Source organism: Dokdonia ponticola, from assembly GCF_042653865.1.
Lineage (GTDB): Bacteria > Bacteroidota > Bacteroidia > Flavobacteriales > Flavobacteriaceae > Dokdonia > Dokdonia ponticola.
Window position 1 is genome coordinate 108,813 of sequence record NZ_JBHSFV010000006.1, and the last position, 18,184, is coordinate 126,996.

The window sequence follows — 18,184 nt, forward strand, 5'->3', positions numbered from 1 at the left end:
TAAGTAGATTAGTAAAAAACCGCTTTAAGTTGAAGACAAACATTTTATTTTAAGTGTATTCACTCTTACAAGCCAAATCAACGATTTGTTGGTGTTTGCAATAACACTAACTTTTGTAAATCGCTCTATAACCTATTTGCTATACGCATTGGCCTGTTACACAAGGCTTCTTAAAAGTACAAAAAATAAGAACTAGCTATGTATAAGGTGTTACCATTTATTAAGAGAAATTATTCAATGCCTTACAATGAAGTAACCGTGTTCTCTGACCAATTTTATACGCAGTAAAAAGAAGCACAACAGGTAAAATATTTGTGTATTGTCTATGTGTGTCTAGAGGTTTTGTAAGCTTTCGCGAAAGCAACTAAAAAAGCATTCAAATTCATAAGAATTCACTCATAAAAAGGTAAAAAGTGGGGTAGAAGCGCTTGTTTTTAATGATTTTGTAAAAAAGATGCTTTTAGAGTTAAAGATAACATGTGTAAGGTCTTCAAAAAATAAGATGTATTCCTTCACTTAAAAAATAAGAGCGTAATAAAACGGCTTATATACGGGTGTTTTTCGGGAAATTATGGGGTTGTACAACCATTACCAATGTTGTGGCAAGTTATTTTTTTACAAATTTACTTAATATAGAGTTTAGCGATTCTATATCTTTTTTCTTATTCAAATACTCATCAATATTCGCATCTCCCATAGTTTGAATATTGTATTCTGGTAATTTTTCTTTAAACATTAGATATACAAAAGTGTCTACAATTCTTTCTTTTAAACCGTGAGAAAGGTTGTATTTACCTACAATCGAATATTCCATTCCCATATGAGTGATTTCGTGAATTATGGTATAGGCAGGATCCTTATAATTCATAAATCCGCCTTCTTTATTTGTTAGTAAAGTTATTATTCCTTCATCAGGGTCATAACTTCCTCCAGTTCCATATAAAGTGAATACAACTTTGTATTTGTCAAACATCTTAAAATCCCAATCCCAACCAGTTTTCGTATCATTAATTTCATTGATAAGATTGTTCAATAGGTCAATCTCATTTTCAACTTTCTGTATTGCCTGCTCATAATTCTTATGTTCAAATACTTTGGTTTCGACAAGTGTATAGATTGTAGGGAAGTCTTCATTTCCAAAAGTCCCATTTTTAGATTTTTTCACCAATGAATCTATCAAAGAATCTTTTGGTAGATTAATGTTATATCCTTGTTTTTCAAGAAAATTTATGTCATTGATTGTTCTCCAAATTGAGGTAGCTTCTTGTTCGATGGTTGGTTGAACTATTTCAATCCAAGTTTCCTGTGTTTGTGATGTACAACTCAAGCTGAATATCAAAAAATAAAGAAGCAATAATTTGGTTAATTTCATTTTGTTTTAATGTACAGCGTCTCGGCTATGATTAGTATGGGAATTAAAAGCAGTGAACTTTCAATCAAGCACTTAGTCAAAATTTTTTATTTTGATTTATTTTTTTCTTTAAAGCCAAATCAAAAGATTTGGCGGACTTGGTTTAACGTATTAACCTTTGGATTAAGCAACAAAACCCGTATTAATTATAGCCTTTGTGTGTGCCCAGCATGGGCTTCTTTTATGTATCGAAAGATAGATAATTCATTTAGAGGGTGCAAGTCCCTTATGGGCAGGGGTGATCCTTCGACTATCGTTCAGGACAGGCTCTTTGAACCATTAGTAAGTCGCAAGGTCGCTAACCGTGATGTTAGGACTGAAGAGGGCAGAGCGTTTAAAAAATGTCTAGTAGACATTTTTAGCGAATGAGCCAGCAGGCGTGAGGGAATAATCACGAGTTGGTTTGTGGAGAAGTCAGCAGAGATCAGTACTCACAGGAAATGAGTTGCAGTAAAACTGCATAGGTCTCACAAGTGAGGAAGGACTGAAAGTAATCCTTTCTGAAATGCCAAATGGAGCATTTGTTTTCGTTATTGGGTGATCGATTCCCTAGAAAATGTGTAGCCATTTGATAAAGTAAGAAATAGTTTTGATTGGTGTAAAGAGCGATTGAAAAGATGGATTGCTAACCGTCGTATACGAGACCCACTTGGCCTGTCCTGAGCGATAGCCGAAGGATACGGTGGTGTGAGAGGTGCATTCCGTTCCTAGCTAGGGACGGAACCACCTACTCGATTGTGCGTAGTGTTTTATTCTGTCTCATCCACATAAAATCTTGTTCTTGCATTTTCAATTAATTCAGAATATGTCAATATATGAATATTCTTGTAAGCATCTTTCAATTCCTTATAAGCTTGTAAATAATTAGTCGAGTAATCCTCTTTAGATACTTTTTTCTTGTCTTTATCAGCTAAATCTTCATAGTCTTTAACCAAGGATTGATAAGTTCCAATTACAATTAATGCTTTTGGTCTTACAATCTCTACATTCATAGAACCTCCTAGTTCTTCATTTAAAAAGTCTCTTATTTTCTTTCCATTTATTAAGTAATCTTCATCGTGTTCTCGATAAATTGCAGATACATACCTTTCTGCTTGAGAAACAGCTACAGATAATTCTTTAGATGCATAAAATTTATTTCTACTGTTGTCATAATCTAAAACTCTAGTATCAGGCTTTTTTAGCTCAACTAATTCTATGTCAGAAAGGTGATTTATTAATATTATATCAAATTGAGAACGCGGTAAACCTTTTTTGTGAACTACATATTTATCTGTATTCAACAGAACTGGAACACCGAAAATAGTGTACTTACCATATTTGGTCAGAATCATTTCCATTAAATGCTCAATTCCCGTGATTGATAGTTTGCTGAAACCAAAATGTTTGTTCCCAAGTTCCTGTGCTGTTGAAATATTAAAACTGGGAATGTCTATTATCTCTTGAAGCTTTTCAATTAGCCACTCGACTTGTTTGTTAATTTGTTTTTCAATTACAACCGTATTGTTCTCACCACTATCAAGTTCAGAAATTGCTGAAAGAATATCTTGTTGAGTAAATTTTCCGCTAGCAATAACTTCTTGAAACAGCAATGAGTAATCTTTCTCACTTTCAGGTTCTTTAAAACTCTTTTTGAAGTTTGATTTTAAGAAAGGTATTGTACGATTCTGAAACCTAACAGCTTTATCTTTCCCTTCTTCTTGGTTAATTTTATTTATAGTCTTATATAATACTGTTGTTATGTATATTGTAGTTCCACTTATCTTATTTTCTTTTCCTCCAATATTTATTTGGCTAAAAGTGTCAGTAGTTGTTTTTCTAAATAAATCAATAATTGTTTTCGCTCCTCTTGGTGGATTTGGTAATGAAGAACCAAGCAATGCCAAAGTTTCGTGATTCAATTTGAAAGTAACCTTAAAATCATCTTCGACTAAATCTATAATTCGACTAGGGTAATATCTTCTAGTATTAAACTTGATTGAAGAGGAATTGTATTCAAAAAGTATTTTATTGCGAATCTTAACTTTTGATTTGTACTCTTTTAAGGATGAATCAGAACGTAATGAAGCATTAACCTTTGTAATTAACTTTTCAATTGGTTTTTTCTTTGGTTTCCCCATAATTTTAATTAATCACGATTTTGTCAGCATTACGCACAACAGTGTTAGTGTATGATTTCGTTGCGTGTCTAAGCACCTAATTTAGCAAATACAAACCAAATAGAAAATCCGCGAGGATTTTCGTAAGTAGGCTAGTACTTAGCAATGAATTATACACCGTGTGTGTGCCCAGCATGGGCATCTTTTATTTATCGAAAGATAAATAATTCATTTAGAGGGTGCAAGTCCCTTATGGGCAGGGGTGATCCTTCGACTATCGCTCAGGACAGGCTCTTTGAACCATTAGTAAGCTGCAAGGTTGCTAACCGTGAGGTTAGGACTGAAGAGGGCAGAGCGTTTAAAAAATGTCTAGTAGACATTTTTAGCGAATGAGCCAGCAGGCGGGAGGGAATAATCACGAGTTGGTTTGTGGAGAAGTCAGCAGAGATCAGTACTCACTAGAAACGAGTTGCAGTAAAACTGCATAGGTCTCACAAGTGAGGAAGGACTGAAAGTAATCCTTTCTGAAATGCCAAATGGAGCATTTGTTTTCGTTACTGGGTGACCGATTCCCTAGAAAATGTGTAGCCATTTGATAAATTAGGAACTCGTTTCTATTGGTGTAAAGAGCAATTGAAAAGATGGATTGCTAACCGTCGTATACGAGACCCGCTTGGCCTGTCCTGAGCGATAGCCGAAGGATACGGTGGTGTGAGAGCCTCAACGCGGTGAATTTTCATCGCGTCGGGCTACTCGATTGTCATCTGGCTTTTCTCGCAATCATCATTTTTCCTAACCTGCCTTTAAATGAACTCGCATTTAATTCGTTAAAAATGATAACTGGAAATTGTTTTTCAGGATAACAACCATCCCAAAAAGTTTCTAAAACCTCAAAACATTGTTTGTCAATCATTAAGTCACACTTTCTTTTCCATTCGTCTAAACTGATTTTGATTTTACCTTTTGCAGGGGATGAATGAACATATTGATTCCTTAATTCGACACAATCGTTTATGTAATTCTTAAATATATCATTATTTATGTCTAATTCCGTTCCGCTTATTATTCTTGAATACTCTTTAATCTTATCTCTCATTGACAAATAAGTTTTAAATCCATTTCGTTGATTAACAGATTTAATTCCTTTCAGCTTGTTCTTTTCCGTTTCATCAGTTCCTTTTCCTTTAAGATATGCGTCATAACCAACAGAATTTATAAAGCTCTCAACAAAAAATATAAAATTGATAAATGACTCTCTAAAACTCCGAAACATCATTTCTTCTTTTGATTGAATTCTTTTCATTTCCGCAGAAGGCAACTTGTTCATTTCTGCAAAAGATTTTTTGGTTAAGCGATTGTTGAAATAATCAAAACCTTCGTTGTAGAAATAACTTGCTGAATAAAGAAAATCTAAACAGTCAACACCGTAGCGATAAAGGTGTTTTTTTGGATATCCGTGAAAACTATCGTGAAACATATAGCCATTTTCAAGAACCTCACTAATTTCAAATATTTCATTTAAATCCTTGACAGAAATACCATCTTCATAAAAATCCGGATTTTGATTCATAAACTCCGCTATTTTTTCGTCAGGACATATTTGAGACCATTTTAGATAGGATTTTGCTTCTATTACTATTTCTTTAGTTTTAGAAATCCGATTAATTATTACCGAATAATCTCCGTTCCATTTTTCGGGATTAGCCATATTATGAATCTGTTCAATATTTTCATTTCCGTAATCAAAATGAGAAATAAATTCAGTTTCAGAAAAGAAGCCTCTTGTTAAAAAACAATAGAACTGAAGCAGCGCAGTTTGGATACTTAATTCCTTATGTAGTTCGTAATGCATTTTTTTTAAGCTTGATGACAACGGCAGTCTGTCTCAAAACCGCCAATATTTTACTAAATATAAGTTTTTTTAAGCTGCTTTAGGAATGAGTTTGAATTCTGGCCCTATTTTGAGTTTTTGATCTATACAACCGTTCATACTGTTTTTATCCGTTCTCAGAGATTTTTTAGTGTTGTATATTAATTTTAAGACGTTCTTTAGCTTGTTTGCAACATTTTGTAAAACGCTTCTCTTTAGATCAAAAAGAGGTGTTGTACGCCTCCTAAAAATTCACTTTTAGGGTGTAAGTTAGAAAATAAAGTCCCCTTAAAACGTCTTATATGTGCTTACTTTTTAGAAAATTATGGAGTTGTGCAACGGTTATAGGTATTGGCCACAACTTTATTTCTTATTGACATAGCATAGTGTCAAAATCAATATGTAATTGCGTTGCTCCGTTACTGTCCACGGTTACCCATTTATAATTTGTGAGTATATACGCATTTCCGCCATCCATTTTAACCCATTCATCAATACCTCTTGCTGCATTTTTAAGATCGTCTTTTACCGTAAATCCCATTGGAGCAACGTAATTTCTTCCTTTGACCAGTATTTGACACTTATTACTTTTTACCGCTTCAATTGCTTGTATTTGACTAAAATAATTTGATTGTGTTAATGTTGGTAGTGTATTGCCTACTTGACTTGGAGTCATGGATGTCGCACATGATAAAAGAAGTAAACTCAAAATTGAAACACTAAAAAGGATGTTTTTGAAATTGGACATTTTTAAATTTTAGCTAACGGTTTTCTAAGATTTTTTACATGTTTTAAGAGTCTAATTTATTAAATATTAACTGAATATAAAATTCTGTAGATTTTTTTTGGGTAGATAAGGACTAGTTATAAAATACGTATGACTTGCCTGTTGGGCATTTATAAGCGATTTACTTTGATATGAACGTTTTGAAGTCAGAAATCCCTACGAGATGGTATGAAAAAAGCCTCGGTAGAGAGGCTTATAATGCGTCATTTTTATCAGAATTAACGGTTACCATTGTTGGGCACAGTAACTTATAATTTTATTGGTCTGCTACTCGTTATTAATACTTTTCGAGAAATAAATTCAATTAATTCTATATCAAAATTCAATATTTTCACCTCGCTGGAATAAGGAAGAAGTACATCAAAGTCACCTTCAGACGCTTTGGAATGGACAATCCTGCAACGAATTTCATAGATTCTTTCACTAACTTCAGTAACAAAATCAGACGTTTCATTTTTTATTGAAATCTTTTGATTAGATATGCTTTTCCCTTTATTGTCTGCATAAAAATTTAATCTTTCATTATCAGCTTTAAAAAAACTTAATAATTCCTGATTATCAGTGCAAGAAGAAATAGTAGCTTTTAGTTGGTCTCTTTCATTTCCAAAGGATTTCCCACCACTCGAAACTTTAATTGTCGAAATAATTTTTGAGATATCCGCATCACGGTTAGGATTAAATCTGGGGTCTTTAATTAAACTTTGTATTTTTTGTTTTGCTTCAAAACTAGAATAAATAGGGAAATAGAATTCTATTGTTTGATAAAAAGCTAAATACTGAAATATGGGCATATTAATTGATTCTTTCGCATACCAATAAAGTGAAATTGGTTCTGAATCATATTCATATTTTGGTTCTGTAATTGTAGCAGATTGGTCTACAAACATTTGTCTTCTCATACTTTTCTTTCTTCTATCAATCCAACTATCTCTTTGAACTTGAAGATTTAATGGAAGTTCAAAAGCTAAATCAATTTGAAAAAACAGAGAATTTGCTATTTTTTCAATGAGTTCCTTTGCCACATCGTGAGTTGACGCTTTGGAATTTTTTATTTTTAATGTAATTCTTTTTGCGTTCCTACTTCTTGGGCCTCTAGCTCTGCTCCAACTTAAAAACGCAAACTCTTTACTGCAAAAACCAATTGAAAGGGTTAAACCGTCTATAGATGGTAAATCAATATTGGTTATTTCATCTTCGCTTTCTTCTTCTTCATTTTCATCTGGTTTATTAATGATTCGATTGAGTCTATCAAAAAAGAAACGATTAGGACTATCAACATTACCTATTTCGCATTCAATAATTTTTGATTCTTTTGACCAAATTGCCTCATAAGATTTGAGGAATCGAAATTTTTCAAAATCTAATTTTAGAGCATCATCAATTATTTCCTCCCGAAATGGAATTACGCATTCTTGTTTTTCTCTAGCAGCAGGTATTTCAAAAATTATTCTAGAAGCGAAATCTGGGTCATCAGGAATTATTTCGTTGAAAGTAATATTAGCATTTTCTAGTTTCTTTTTTAATTTTTCTATTTTCTTCTCCATTTTCTTTTATTGTGCCCAACGGTCTTGTTTATGGAACGTAGCGTGTAAAAAGACACTAACTTTTCGGGTTAACACAGAGCCGAATTTTTATATTTTATTTTTAATTTTTCTCTTTTTAAAAGCCAAATTAAAAATTTAGCGGACTTTCTAAAAATACGCAAACCTTTCGGTTTAGCACTTATTAGCTATGTTTTATACACCGTGTTAGGGCAGTTATTTTATATTCCTATCCATTTTTTTAATAAAATCAGATTTTTTAATCCCAATCTTTGTAAGACCCTTTTCTAAAGCATTCCCAAGCTGTTCGGTTTCTCTCAAAATTAAGTTGTTTTTCATCCCAATCATCGAGTAGGCTTCTCGTATCGAGTATTTTTTTAAGTCCTGTAGAGAATTCGGAAGATTCTCCAAAATCTTCATTTTCAATTTGCTCAATTCTTCTTTTTCTAATTCTTTCAAATTCCGATTCAAGTTCTCTTTCTTTTTCTTTAAAGATATTTGGAAGGCTTTCTCTTTGCTTTTTAATTTCTCTTTTTTCTTTTTCAAATGTTTCTCGTTCTCTGTTTTTAAGTCGTTCAAATTTGTTAGATATGGTTTCTCTATATTTGATGTCTCGGTCAATTTCTCCTCTAATTCGCTTGATATCAATTTCAATTCTTTTTTCTTCATCTCGATATTCTCTTTCTGTTGATTCAAAGAACTCGATTTCAAGGATTGACTCTCTAATTTCTCTTTGCTCTCTTTCAATTTCTTTTCTTCGCTTAATATATCGTTCTTCCAAAAGTCTACCTCGTTCCTTAATTGTTGTCTCATTTTTTCCAAAGTAGTTGTCAAGTTTTCTTTCTTCAGCTTGATAGAGTTCTTCCAAATCTTGCTCTTTTTTATCGAGTTCTTTTCTCTTTTCTGTAATCGAGTTTGTTCTTCTTTCAAATCGTTTTTCAACTCCTCTTCGAATTCCATCTCTATACTTTTCGAGCTTTTTTTCAGTTCGCCCTGTATTATTCTCAACTCTCTGTATTTCTTGTCTAAATTCTCTGTCAATTCCTCTGTAATGTTGAGATTCCATACATTTTGCAATTGCTCGTATAAGATTCTTAACTTGTGATTTTCTGCATTCGAAAGATTCTTCGAAAAGCTTTCTTTGGAGTTCATCAATTTGTGAAACTCCCTCTGTGTCGTTATTGGGAGAGTATATATATTCAGTGCGTTCTTGTTCATTGTTATGAATCCATTTTATTTGTCGTCCAAGACTAAAACTTTTCTCTATATTTTCTAGAGAATCCTTAGGAATTGTTATTTGTACGGTATCAATTCCCAACCTTTTTATTTTAGCTAATTTTTCATTATTAATTTTGTGAGTTACCACAATCTCAATCAGTAAAATTGGTTCGTTTTGATGATTAAAAAAAGTTACATCTGGACGCATAAGTAAATTTTTGTTATCAATATCTGGATTTTTGCCAAACTTAACATCTCCATTATCAGTTTCGTAAAAGGTTAATTCTGATTTAGTATATTTAGCATCAATAAATTGAGAGTTTTTTAGTTTAATAGCTTTTCCGTCAGAATTTTTTGGAGGATATTTATACAGTGTTGGAACTTTAATTCTTTTAATTCTGTTCAAAATTGACATAGCTTGACTGTGTCTATAATTTTGATTACTAAAAGTACATTCTCTTTGATTTTTCTTTACATCAGTTGCGTCGTGTCTAAAATATGATTTACGTCCTCTTATTTTAGATTTGACAGCTTGCATTTGAGCTTTACATCCAATGCAGAAATAACCTTTCTTGCCACTTTCTGCGTCAAGAATGTAAATAACTTCGCCTTTTATATTTTCAGCAAATTCATTTTGTTCTTCTTTATTTCTGTCTTTTTCACTCATTCGCGATGCTCGTCGATAATTGCCCCTAACTCATTATAAAATATATTCCATCGTCGATATCCCGTAGATCCGTCAGGATAGCAATACGTTTTTATCGTCTTTATCCCGTAAATATAATTGATTTGTAGACAGATACAAGCTACTCTAGCGTTTGTTTCCCTTATGTAAGTAGCTTTGTTGTGGGAAGTAAGGTTTTGTATTTACATCGCTACTCCGTCTTCGTCACATCATCATACCGTAATTCGATTTTCTTTTTTCGTTTACCGTATTCGACAATCACACCATTGGCATTCAATCCAATGATTTTACCGTCAGTAATTGTTCCTCGCCTATCAAAAACGACATTATCTCCTATCTTTAGTTCAATCGTGGCATTAGCATTGGTATTCACATTTACGGCTGTTTTTTGAATGCCCCATACATCGCCTATCACTTTTACCTTTTTACCATTACTCTTTACGTAGATTTTGACATTCCGTAAAAATTCGCCTTCGTGTTCTTTGGTCATAGTATCAACGGCTTGTTCTAGGGCGTCATTTTCAGCCGTAGCAACGGCTTCAACTTCTCTTTCTAACATGACATATTGCTGACTGTCATCCAAATTTCTGTTGCTAATGCCTGTTAAGTCTCCAATGCGGGTGTAACTGCTGCAGGAGGATAAAGACATGATTGTGCATCCTAAAATCAATAAAGTGGTTGTTTTCATAGTGGATTGTATTATGATTTGGGTTTAAGTTTTTATGATTTGCAATCTAAACAACACAAAGTTGGTTTTGTTACGGGTTTCCGTATCTGAGTGTAGATTTTTGGATCGCTTTGCTTCTAGATCGCTGTGCTTCTGGACGTAAGACCGCTTCGCTTCTAGACGTAAGACGTAAGACTATGGGTTGTTGTATTTCAACTTCAACTTCAATTTCAATTTCATTCCTTCTTCGGGGGCTAGGGGGCTTGGCTCCCTTCCGTCTGTATTTCGTACCTCTATACAGCCACCTTCTACTTCGGCAGGCTCAGCACAGGCCTTAGAGAGGGAAGGAGCTTAGATTTTAGTTTTTATCAAGATTTTAATAAATTAGTTTAGCTCACGGCTCAAGAATCACGGCTCAAGAATCACGACTCAAGACTCACGACTCAAGACTCAGGACTTACTAAAGGAAGGAGCTAGGTTATTAGTTATTATTTATATAAGAGTTAAATCGCAAGAGTAAGTGTCTTTAGGCTTTTAGAGAATGAGTAAGAAGTTCCCCCTTCGGGGGTCAAGGGGCTCCATTCCCCCTTCGGGGGCTAGGGGGCTTTTAGTCCTGATTCTTGATTCCCTTTCCGTTTTCAACTAGGCACTTTAACAGGCTCAGTGTGACATTTATTATCTGCTTTAGATCATACTATATTTTCGCGAAAGCGTAAAAAACATACTCCAAAAAAGTAGTATTTTTACGGGATACCAACGTCTAGATATAGATAGATACCGAAAACAACACTTCATGAAAATATACAGCAGAGCACAGATATACGAAGCCGATAAGATCACCGCCGAAAAAGAAAGCCTTCCGTCCATTAACCTGATGGAGCGGGCAGGGGGCTACTTGTACGAGTGGGTACATGAGCGTTTACAGGGCGGGAAAGTACCGATCAAAGTTTTCTGTGGGATTGGAAATAATGGGGGAGACGGCATGGTGCTCGCTCGGTACCTCGTCGAAAATAACTACAATGTGACGACCTATGTGGTGAATTATAACACCAAACGGGTGCCTGATTTTCTAGAAGCGTATGATCGGTTGAAATCAGTGACCAAAAACTGGCCCATCGTCCTCACCGAAGAAAGTGTGCTGCCTGAAATCAGTCCGCAAGATATTGTGATTGATGCTATTTTTGGCATCGGACTCAATAGAGCGCCACAGGATTGGGTGAAGAAGTTGTTTAGTGCGATTAATGCCTCCAATGCGTATGTGCTGAGTGTGGATATTCCGTCAGGAATGTATATGGACCGATCACCCGAAGAAGGGGATGTGATTGTACTCCCTCGCTTTACGCTGAGCTTTCAAGCGCCTAAATTACCGTTCTTTTTACCTGCTACCGCGCCCTTTATGCAAGCCTGGGATATTTTAGATATCGGACTTGATCCTGAATACCTTGCCAAAACGCCGACGGATGTCGAACTGATTGGAAAACAGGAAGTGATCCAGATGTATAAGAGTCGGCATCAATTTGCCCACAAAGGCATGTTTGGACATAGCTTGTTGATAGGAGGGAGCTACGGAAAAATGGGCGCGATCGTTCTCGCGAGTAAAGCGGCAATGCGGGCTGGAAGTGGGATGGTCACTGCCTATGTCCCACAAATTGGGGTGCAAATCTTACAAACGGCACTTCCCGAAGTGATGGCAGAAACGGATAATTTTAACGGGAAAGTCCTCGAAGAAATCGATTTCCAAACGGAAGCCAATGCGATCGGTATCGGTCCCGGGATGGGAACAGATCCTAAGACGGTAAAGGCTGTCGAAGGATTCCTAAAAGCACAGAAAAACCCCATGGTGATTGATGCAGATGCGATCAACATTATTGCCGCGCATCCTGCCTTATTAGAGCATGTGCCGAATCTATCGATATTCACGCCGCATTTAGGCGAATTAGAACGACTGATCGGAACGTGGAAAGATGATTTTGACCGTTTGGAAAAAACCTCAAAATTTGCCAAAACCCATGATATCATTATCGTGATCAAAGGCGCGCATACCATTACCACCCATGATATGAAACTCTATATCAATGATTCTGGAAACCCAGGACTGGCAACGGCAGGCAGTGGGGATGTGTTAACAGGGGTGATTACAGGTCTATTAGCACAAGGATATCATCCGATGGAAGCGGCACTGATGGGTGTGTATTTCCATGGAAGGGCTGCCGATATTGCGATCAACCAATATGGTATTGAAGGGCTAATGGCAGGGGACGTGATCGAATTTCTAGGTAGAGCCTATATGGATTTGTTTGCAAAACCAGAGGAGCCCAAAGCCCCCTAATCCCCAAAGTGGGAACGCTTATTCTTGCGGTCAAAGAAATAATAAAATGTTACTAAGAGCGTATTTTCTCCCTTTGGAAACAAAAAAAATAGAGTAGTACTCTAAAATAGAGTACTACTCTATTTTAAAAGCAGTTACTGTATAGATTCATTTTGAATTAGAAGAAATGCCTAATCTCAAAACTACTTTGACAAGTAAAGTCAAAGTACAAATCTTTAACTATATTAGTGGAATTAAAAAAGTATTTTCTAGTACTATACTATTTTAAATGAAGGCGGTTACTTTACGATATCTATTACGATACCATAGGTTACTAATCCTGTAACCGCCTTACTACTAATCAAAAATATATATCTTATTGAACTGTCACGTTAAATGTCACTTCTACATCAGTTTCGCCGCCAGCATCGGCAAGGCCTGTGTTTGGCTTTGTAGGCTCGTGACGTAGCGTGACTGTAAAGTTTCCAGTACTTGCATCTCCAGTTGTAAGGGTAAACTCTGTCCCTAATGGATTTCCATTACCATCAAAATTAGTAGCGGTCGTTGTGATATTTAGACCAGATGCAGGTGTAAAAAATACCTGATGCTCATCACTTTCTTCTTCTACCTCTTCTGTGATGTCTTCGGCAGGATCTTCTATTTCATTTAAGAAAGTCACCGTTCCCGTGTAGGTTGTATTGGCAGTTAATGGACCACTAATGGTAAACACTGGCGCATTAGGACCGTCGTCTCCATCATCATCAAGGCTTTCTAAAGTTACCATATTAGTACCCTCTGTTAATTGGACACGTACGGTTGTAATCACTTCTTCTTCATTGATGATTATTGGCTCATTACCATCATCATCAGAGCAAGAAATAGCGATTATTCCAACAAAAAGGGCCATCAAATAAGTGTGTATAGTTTTCATAATAATTTGTTTTAAATTTTTGGTTTAATAATTTACTTTGAGTTGTAGACTCACATTTCTGCCTAAATCATCGGCAAAAAAGCGTTGTCTGTTTAAATAATTACGATACGAAGTATCAAAAAGGTTGTTGACAGCCAGCGCTACTTCTAGCGTTGATTGGTCACTTACCTTAAAATCAAGCTGCCCTCTCAGATTGATTAAGTGGTATGCATCTGGCGGTGTACTCACATCCACCAATACATTTTGATCGGTTTCTACGATAAAAATGTCAAAATTGGTATCTGGAAATTCGTTTTGCCTAAATACATACTGACTTTCTACCCATACTTTTAAATGATGCCACTTTTCATTGCTATAGGTCACACGGTTTCTTGTGTTAACAGGTGGCATATTAATCAAAGGAAGATCCCGTTCAGTATCTTGCCCTTTGACAATAGAAAGTTGATTGGTGATTTCTATGTGTTCGCTTACGCGAAAGGTGTTATCCACATCCACCCCGAGGAGTCGTGCATCGGTCTGACGGTATTCCCAAACGGGGAAGTTTCCGCGCAACGTCTGCTGACTTCCGGTAGGTTCTATGAGGATAAAATTGGCTATATAATTAGCAAATGGTGCTATCGTAAATGACCAATGAGTACGTTTTCGCGAAAGCGCAACAGACACCTTATTTGACGTTTCTTTATCAAATCGAATGTCTCCTAACTCAATACGCGAGGCACTTTGGTGAAGGCCATCACTGAATAACTCAGATGGGTTAGGCGCTCTGTTGGACAAGGCATAATTAAACGTAAGGGCATAGGTATCATTAAAATCATAGGCTACACCTGCGGTTGCTGATACATTGTGAAAAGTAAACTCAGGATTGGTCAACAGTTGTGTACCAAAATCTTCGACCACCAATTCTGGAAACAATACATCATACCCTCTTGCTTCCCAAAAGGATGTGCGATAAAACTTTTGAGCATCAATATAGTTATAATCATAGCGCACACCCCCTTCGATGGTCCATCTGTCAAGGGTTTTGGCAGCCAGTGCATATACCCCAACATCAACACGGTCATAGTCAGGAATGAGTCTGCGAATCCCTGTAGACGGATCTGGAAAATGGGTTTGTGATCTTCCTAGAATCCCAGCTTTTGCCTCCACCGTATTATCTGCGGTATAGTCAAAATCTAAGGTCATGGTATGGGTGCGCAACTCCAAATCTATAGCAGGGCGCACGTCTTCACTATCCCGTCTAATATCAAATTCCAACCGATTATTCTGCTGAAAATCATATTGAAAACTCAATTTCCCAAGGTCGTTAAAACGCTTATAGGCATTCAGTTTTGCGGTTTGGTGTTTGATTTCCTGTTTTGGCGGATTGATAGTATAGGTGAAGTCATTAATCACTAACGGTTGATCGCTATTGATGGCATTGGCAAGATCGGCGGCATTCCCCACATGGGAAGCGCGTAAAATACCCAATTCATTGTTATATAAGGTATAACTTGCTTCGATTCCGTAGGCGTATTTATTAACCCCTACTCGTAGGGCGAGATCTCGTTCAAAAGCCCCTGTATTACTCAGCACATAGTCTGGCGCTTCAAAGTCCCCAAAACGCTTTAAGGTTCCTTGAAAGCTTCCATACCATCCAGAATTATAGGATTTGACTAGGGTAGAGGTGATACTTCCACCACGGCCATTGGAAACGCCTGTAATAAGCGTTTCTCCAAATAAACTATCAGATATAGGAATCCTTCTAGGATTAACCACAATAGTTCCTCCCACAGCATCGCCTCCGTATTGCAATCCTGCCGCTCCTTTAATGACAGCGATATTCCCTGCATTATTTAAGTCGACGTTAGGTGCATGTTCTACGCCCCATTCTTGATCTTGCAGTCGCGTACCGTCTGTAATTAATACGACACGGCTACTGTGCAATCCTTGAATGACGGGTTTTACCACGGTATTTCCTGTATTTAGGGAAGACACGCCACTTAAGTTATTCAAAGCATCACCTAGCGAGCCAGCACTGTTGGCTTGAATCGTTTCGGTTGATACTTGTGATTCTATAGCGGTTTTTCCTGCATTTTTTCGGGCTTCTGCTGTAATGGAAACTTCACCAAGTTCTTCTAGGTGATGTTCCATATTGATGTTGCGTTCTGTATCACCGTTCATGGTGACTTTAATGGTTTCGGCATCACAAGAAGGGTGTGACACACGAATGCTATAGGTGGTACCATTGCATAGGTTTTTAATAACATACCTTCCTTTGGCATCTGTTTTTATCACACGTCCTAGTTCTTCTATACTGAGGGTTGCTTCAGCAAGGGCTTCTTGATCGTGTAAGTCAATGACATAACCAGAAAGGGTATAGGTGCAGTCTTGTGCAATGATCGTACTACAGCACATCAATGTACAGAGTATCGCAATAAATTTCATGAGTACTAATTTTATTAATTAAAGTGTTTTGGAACTATAATTAACAAAAAGGAGGGCCTCTAGGGGGAGTAGTCGTATATACAGTTTTGTATATGGCATAGGTGTGAATTGTTTTTTTAGGCACCTCGAGTGGAGCGCTAAAAACAACGTCTTTTACAAGAGAGAAAACGCCATTTTTTTTGAGCGTTACATCATAGAGTTTACAGTCTAGTTTTTTCTCGTGTACGTGTATGTCTGATGGATTTTCGCATTTGTCCCAATGTTCATGTCCCTCGGCACTATGCACTAGGTTCACTACTGCAGGAAGCAACAAGGAAGCCATCAGTACGATGGCTGAGATGCATTGGGCGATATGGGAACGATACGTTTGCAAGTCTCTTAGGTTTTGAATAAAAAACCAAGGCCTATTCTAGAGGCCATTTTGATGGCAAAATCCTTAAAAAAGATATATTGCCCGAAAATCCATCCAAATATGACCAATAAAACTTGATAAACAGGAAATATTAACACAATTCTAACAGGCCAATAGATCCATCCGTTAGTGGTTTCTTTGGTTAGACCCACCAATTCCATACATGGGTCTGATAATTTTCCAGCGCTACTGCCTGTAATAGCAAATACTAAAAACATAGCAATAAGCTGCCATCGCTGGGTAACTCCCCAACGGGTATAGAGTTTTGTAAATAACCAAAGAGTGATTTTTAGAATGAGATAGGCAACTGCTATAGTAATAAGAACCGTAGCGATACGTGCGTAATTTTCATTTTGAAAAGCGATTGCTTTGACAATGCCTTTTGCGATGAGGTAAGCAGAAAAAAAAGTGGCAATCATTCCCAGAAATGGATGAATGAGTTGCCAGTTTTTTGTTATTTCCCAACGATTTTTGAAGTCCTGTATCACAGGACAAAAATACGATTATCGTAGCTTTTGTCCGTAGCGTTGTTCAAAAAATTTAAACCAATTATGTAGTAAATAATTAACTTCATAGCCATAATCGACGCCTCGTTCATAATTGATTTGTTGGATATATAGATTAGGATCGTATTGTGCATTATTTAAGACACGATTGTTATATTCTACGACTCTAATAATATTTCTATTCTCTAAGTACATTTGCTCATAATAGCCTCTAGGTTGTTGTGTAGCGAGCCAATTATTGAATCCAGGTTCTATAATTATAATCTCAAACTCAAGACTGTCATTGGCAATGCGAACGGTATCTGAGGTAGTTCCTGCAGTATTTCCGATGTCATTTTTTGTGTTTGTAGTCGCACATCCTATAACGAAGGCTGCGAGGACAAGGGTGTAAAGAATCTTTTTCATAATCTTAAATTTACTGATTTTAGTTCAAAATTTGTGTTAATGTTTTCTGTAATAGAATTCCTATTTCTTTTGAACAAATGTACAGCAGGTATGGAGGTGTTGAAACTCTAAATGAGGGAACGGGTGGCTTGGGTGAGGGAACATAGTTCCTTACTTGTATTCCTAAAAACAAAAAATCACATACTATCAAAGACAGTATGTGATTTTCAAAAAGTTGGGTAAATTCTTATATGTTATTTTCCGAAGAGACCTCCTAATAAACCACCGAGTCCTCCTTTTTTCTTATTGCTTCCTAGTACCATACCAGCTACATCATCTAGAATGCTTCCGTCTCCGTCTGCATCTAATAAGCTAGTGATAAGGCTTTGGTTTTCTTGTGGCTGTCCGCCTAACATACTTCCTAATAATGCATTCATTCCGTTAGAATCATTTACATTACTCTGACGTGTTTGTTTTCCTAAGACGCCCATTAAGATCGGTGCTGCTACTTTAAGAATTTGTGCGACAGTTCCTGCATCCATTCCAGATTTTTTACTTAATGCATTTTCTACAGTAGGACGATTTCCTCCTAATAAGTGGCCTAATATACCATCACCATCTTTGGTGATATTTTCGTCTACACCACCTTGAAAAAGACCTCCTAGGTTGTCTAATATACTACCATCGTGTTTTGAAGAAAGTGCTCCCATTAATCCGGCAGCTCCTTCTGGTGTTTGTGCGTTTTTTTTCATGGCGCCCATAAGAACGGGCATTGCCATACTTAATAGCTTGCTTGTATCGCCTTCTGATTGACCCGTTGACCCACTCACTCCGCTAATAATCTGTTTTCCCATGGGGCTGTTTAATAAGTCTAGTAATCCTGACATCTTTTATATAGTTTACGTTGTTAATGATTTCAATGTACGAAATATTTGAATGCA

14 protein-coding genes are annotated in these 18,184 nt (G+C 36.4%); 1 reads left to right on the forward strand and 13 read right to left on the reverse strand.

The features are described from left to right. Nucleotides 1-607 precede the first annotated feature (607 nt). From ACFO3O_RS11160 to ACFO3O_RS11190, 7 genes are all read right to left on the reverse strand, one after another. The gene (locus ACFO3O_RS11160) at nucleotides 608-1,372 is read right to left on the reverse strand and encodes a hypothetical protein (protein ID WP_379978755.1); all 765 of its coding nucleotides are present in this window, start codon (nucleotides 1,370-1,372) and stop codon (nucleotides 608-610) included. 788 nt (nucleotides 1,373-2,160) lie between these two features. Further along, entirely contained in the window at nucleotides 2,161-3,531 is a 1,371-nt protein-coding gene (locus tag ACFO3O_RS11165) for a Shedu anti-phage system protein SduA domain-containing protein (RefSeq protein WP_379978757.1), read from the reverse strand. Nucleotides 3,532-4,270: 739 nt separating this feature from the next. Next, entirely contained in the window at nucleotides 4,271-5,362 is a 1,092-nt protein-coding gene (locus ACFO3O_RS11170; RefSeq protein ID WP_379978759.1) for a hypothetical protein, read from the reverse strand. A gap of 388 nt (nucleotides 5,363-5,750) precedes the next feature. After that, on the reverse strand, nucleotides 5,751-6,128 hold the full coding sequence (locus tag ACFO3O_RS11175) for a hypothetical protein (RefSeq protein WP_379978761.1): 378 nt from the start codon (nucleotides 6,126-6,128) through the stop codon (nucleotides 5,751-5,753). A gap of 287 nt (nucleotides 6,129-6,415) precedes the next feature. Then, the gene (locus tag ACFO3O_RS11180) at nucleotides 6,416-7,711 is read right to left on the reverse strand and encodes a hypothetical protein (RefSeq protein WP_379978763.1); all 1,296 of its coding nucleotides are present in this window, start codon (nucleotides 7,709-7,711) and stop codon (nucleotides 6,416-6,418) included. 256 nt (nucleotides 7,712-7,967) lie between these two features. Beyond that, on the reverse strand, nucleotides 7,968-9,593 hold the full coding sequence (locus tag ACFO3O_RS11185) for a hypothetical protein (protein WP_379978765.1): 1,626 nt from the start codon (nucleotides 9,591-9,593) through the stop codon (nucleotides 7,968-7,970). A gap of 208 nt (nucleotides 9,594-9,801) precedes the next feature. Next, nucleotides 9,802-10,299: a hypothetical protein gene (locus tag ACFO3O_RS11190; RefSeq protein ID WP_379978767.1), complete on the reverse strand. Its 498-nt coding sequence runs from the start codon at nucleotides 10,297-10,299 to the stop codon at nucleotides 9,802-9,804. 772 nt (nucleotides 10,300-11,071) lie between these two features. Here ACFO3O_RS11190 and ACFO3O_RS11195 point away from each other — a divergent pair. Beyond that, nucleotides 11,072-12,607, forward strand: coding sequence for an NAD(P)H-hydrate dehydratase (locus ACFO3O_RS11195; RefSeq protein WP_379978769.1), 1,536 nt, complete (start codon nucleotides 11,072-11,074; stop codon nucleotides 12,605-12,607). Between the two features lie 355 nt (nucleotides 12,608-12,962). On the opposite strand, the gene ACFO3O_RS11200 is transcribed toward ACFO3O_RS11195, so the two are convergent. The 6 genes from ACFO3O_RS11200 to ACFO3O_RS11225 form a co-directional block, all read right to left on the reverse strand. Beyond that, nucleotides 12,963-13,517, reverse strand: a complete 555-nt coding sequence (locus tag ACFO3O_RS11200; RefSeq protein WP_379978771.1) for a type 1 periplasmic binding fold superfamily protein — start codon at nucleotides 13,515-13,517, stop codon at nucleotides 12,963-12,965. Between the two features lie 24 nt (nucleotides 13,518-13,541). Then, nucleotides 13,542-15,941, reverse strand: coding sequence for a TonB-dependent receptor (locus tag ACFO3O_RS11205; protein ID WP_379978773.1), 2,400 nt, complete (start codon nucleotides 15,939-15,941; stop codon nucleotides 13,542-13,544). Nucleotides 15,942-15,981: 40 nt separating this feature from the next. Continuing rightward, nucleotides 15,982-16,314 (reverse strand): hypothetical protein, encoded by a 333-nt coding sequence (locus ACFO3O_RS11210; protein WP_379978775.1) that lies wholly within the window; start codon nucleotides 16,312-16,314, stop codon nucleotides 15,982-15,984. 5 nt (nucleotides 16,315-16,319) lie between these two features. After that, complete coding sequence (locus ACFO3O_RS11215) at nucleotides 16,320-16,841, reverse strand: DUF6787 family protein (protein WP_379978777.1); 522 nt, start codon at nucleotides 16,839-16,841, stop codon at nucleotides 16,320-16,322. 15 nt (nucleotides 16,842-16,856) lie between these two features. Then, complete coding sequence (locus ACFO3O_RS11220) at nucleotides 16,857-17,264, reverse strand: DUF6146 family protein (protein ID WP_379978779.1); 408 nt, start codon at nucleotides 17,262-17,264, stop codon at nucleotides 16,857-16,859. A gap of 233 nt (nucleotides 17,265-17,497) precedes the next feature. Then, on the reverse strand, nucleotides 17,498-18,130 hold the full coding sequence (locus tag ACFO3O_RS11225; RefSeq protein ID WP_379978781.1) for a DUF937 domain-containing protein: 633 nt from the start codon (nucleotides 18,128-18,130) through the stop codon (nucleotides 17,498-17,500). Nucleotides 18,131-18,184: the final 54 nt, after the last annotated feature.

Bases quoted from the DNA above. Each gene is read 5' to 3' on its own strand.
- ACFO3O_RS11160 (WP_379978755.1), bottom strand. From the start codon at position 1,372: ATGAAATTAACCAAATTATTGCTTCTTTATTTTTTGATATTCAGCTTG.
- ACFO3O_RS11165 (WP_379978757.1), bottom strand. From the start codon at position 3,531: ATGGGGAAACCAAAGAAAAAACCAATTGAAAAGTTAATTACAAAGGTT.
- ACFO3O_RS11170 (WP_379978759.1), bottom strand. From the start codon at position 5,362: ATGCATTACGAACTACATAAGGAATTAAGTATCCAAACTGCGCTGCTT.
- ACFO3O_RS11175 (WP_379978761.1), bottom strand. From the start codon at position 6,128: ATGTCCAATTTCAAAAACATCCTTTTTAGTGTTTCAATTTTGAGTTTA.
- ACFO3O_RS11180 (WP_379978763.1), bottom strand. From the start codon at position 7,711: ATGGAGAAGAAAATAGAAAAATTAAAAAAGAAACTAGAAAATGCTAAT.
- ACFO3O_RS11185 (WP_379978765.1), bottom strand. From the start codon at position 9,593: ATGAGTGAAAAAGACAGAAATAAAGAAGAACAAAATGAATTTGCTGAA.
- ACFO3O_RS11190 (WP_379978767.1), bottom strand. From the start codon at position 10,299: ATGAAAACAACCACTTTATTGATTTTAGGATGCACAATCATGTCTTTA.
- ACFO3O_RS11195 (WP_379978769.1), top strand. From the start codon at position 11,072: ATGAAAATATACAGCAGAGCACAGATATACGAAGCCGATAAGATCACC.
- ACFO3O_RS11200 (WP_379978771.1), bottom strand. From the start codon at position 13,517: ATGAAAACTATACACACTTATTTGATGGCCCTTTTTGTTGGAATAATC.
- ACFO3O_RS11205 (WP_379978773.1), bottom strand. From the start codon at position 15,941: ATGAAATTTATTGCGATACTCTGTACATTGATGTGCTGTAGTACGATC.
- ACFO3O_RS11220 (WP_379978779.1), bottom strand. From the start codon at position 17,264: ATGAAAAAGATTCTTTACACCCTTGTCCTCGCAGCCTTCGTTATAGGA.
- ACFO3O_RS11225 (WP_379978781.1), bottom strand. From the start codon at position 18,130: ATGTCAGGATTACTAGACTTATTAAACAGCCCCATGGGAAAACAGATT.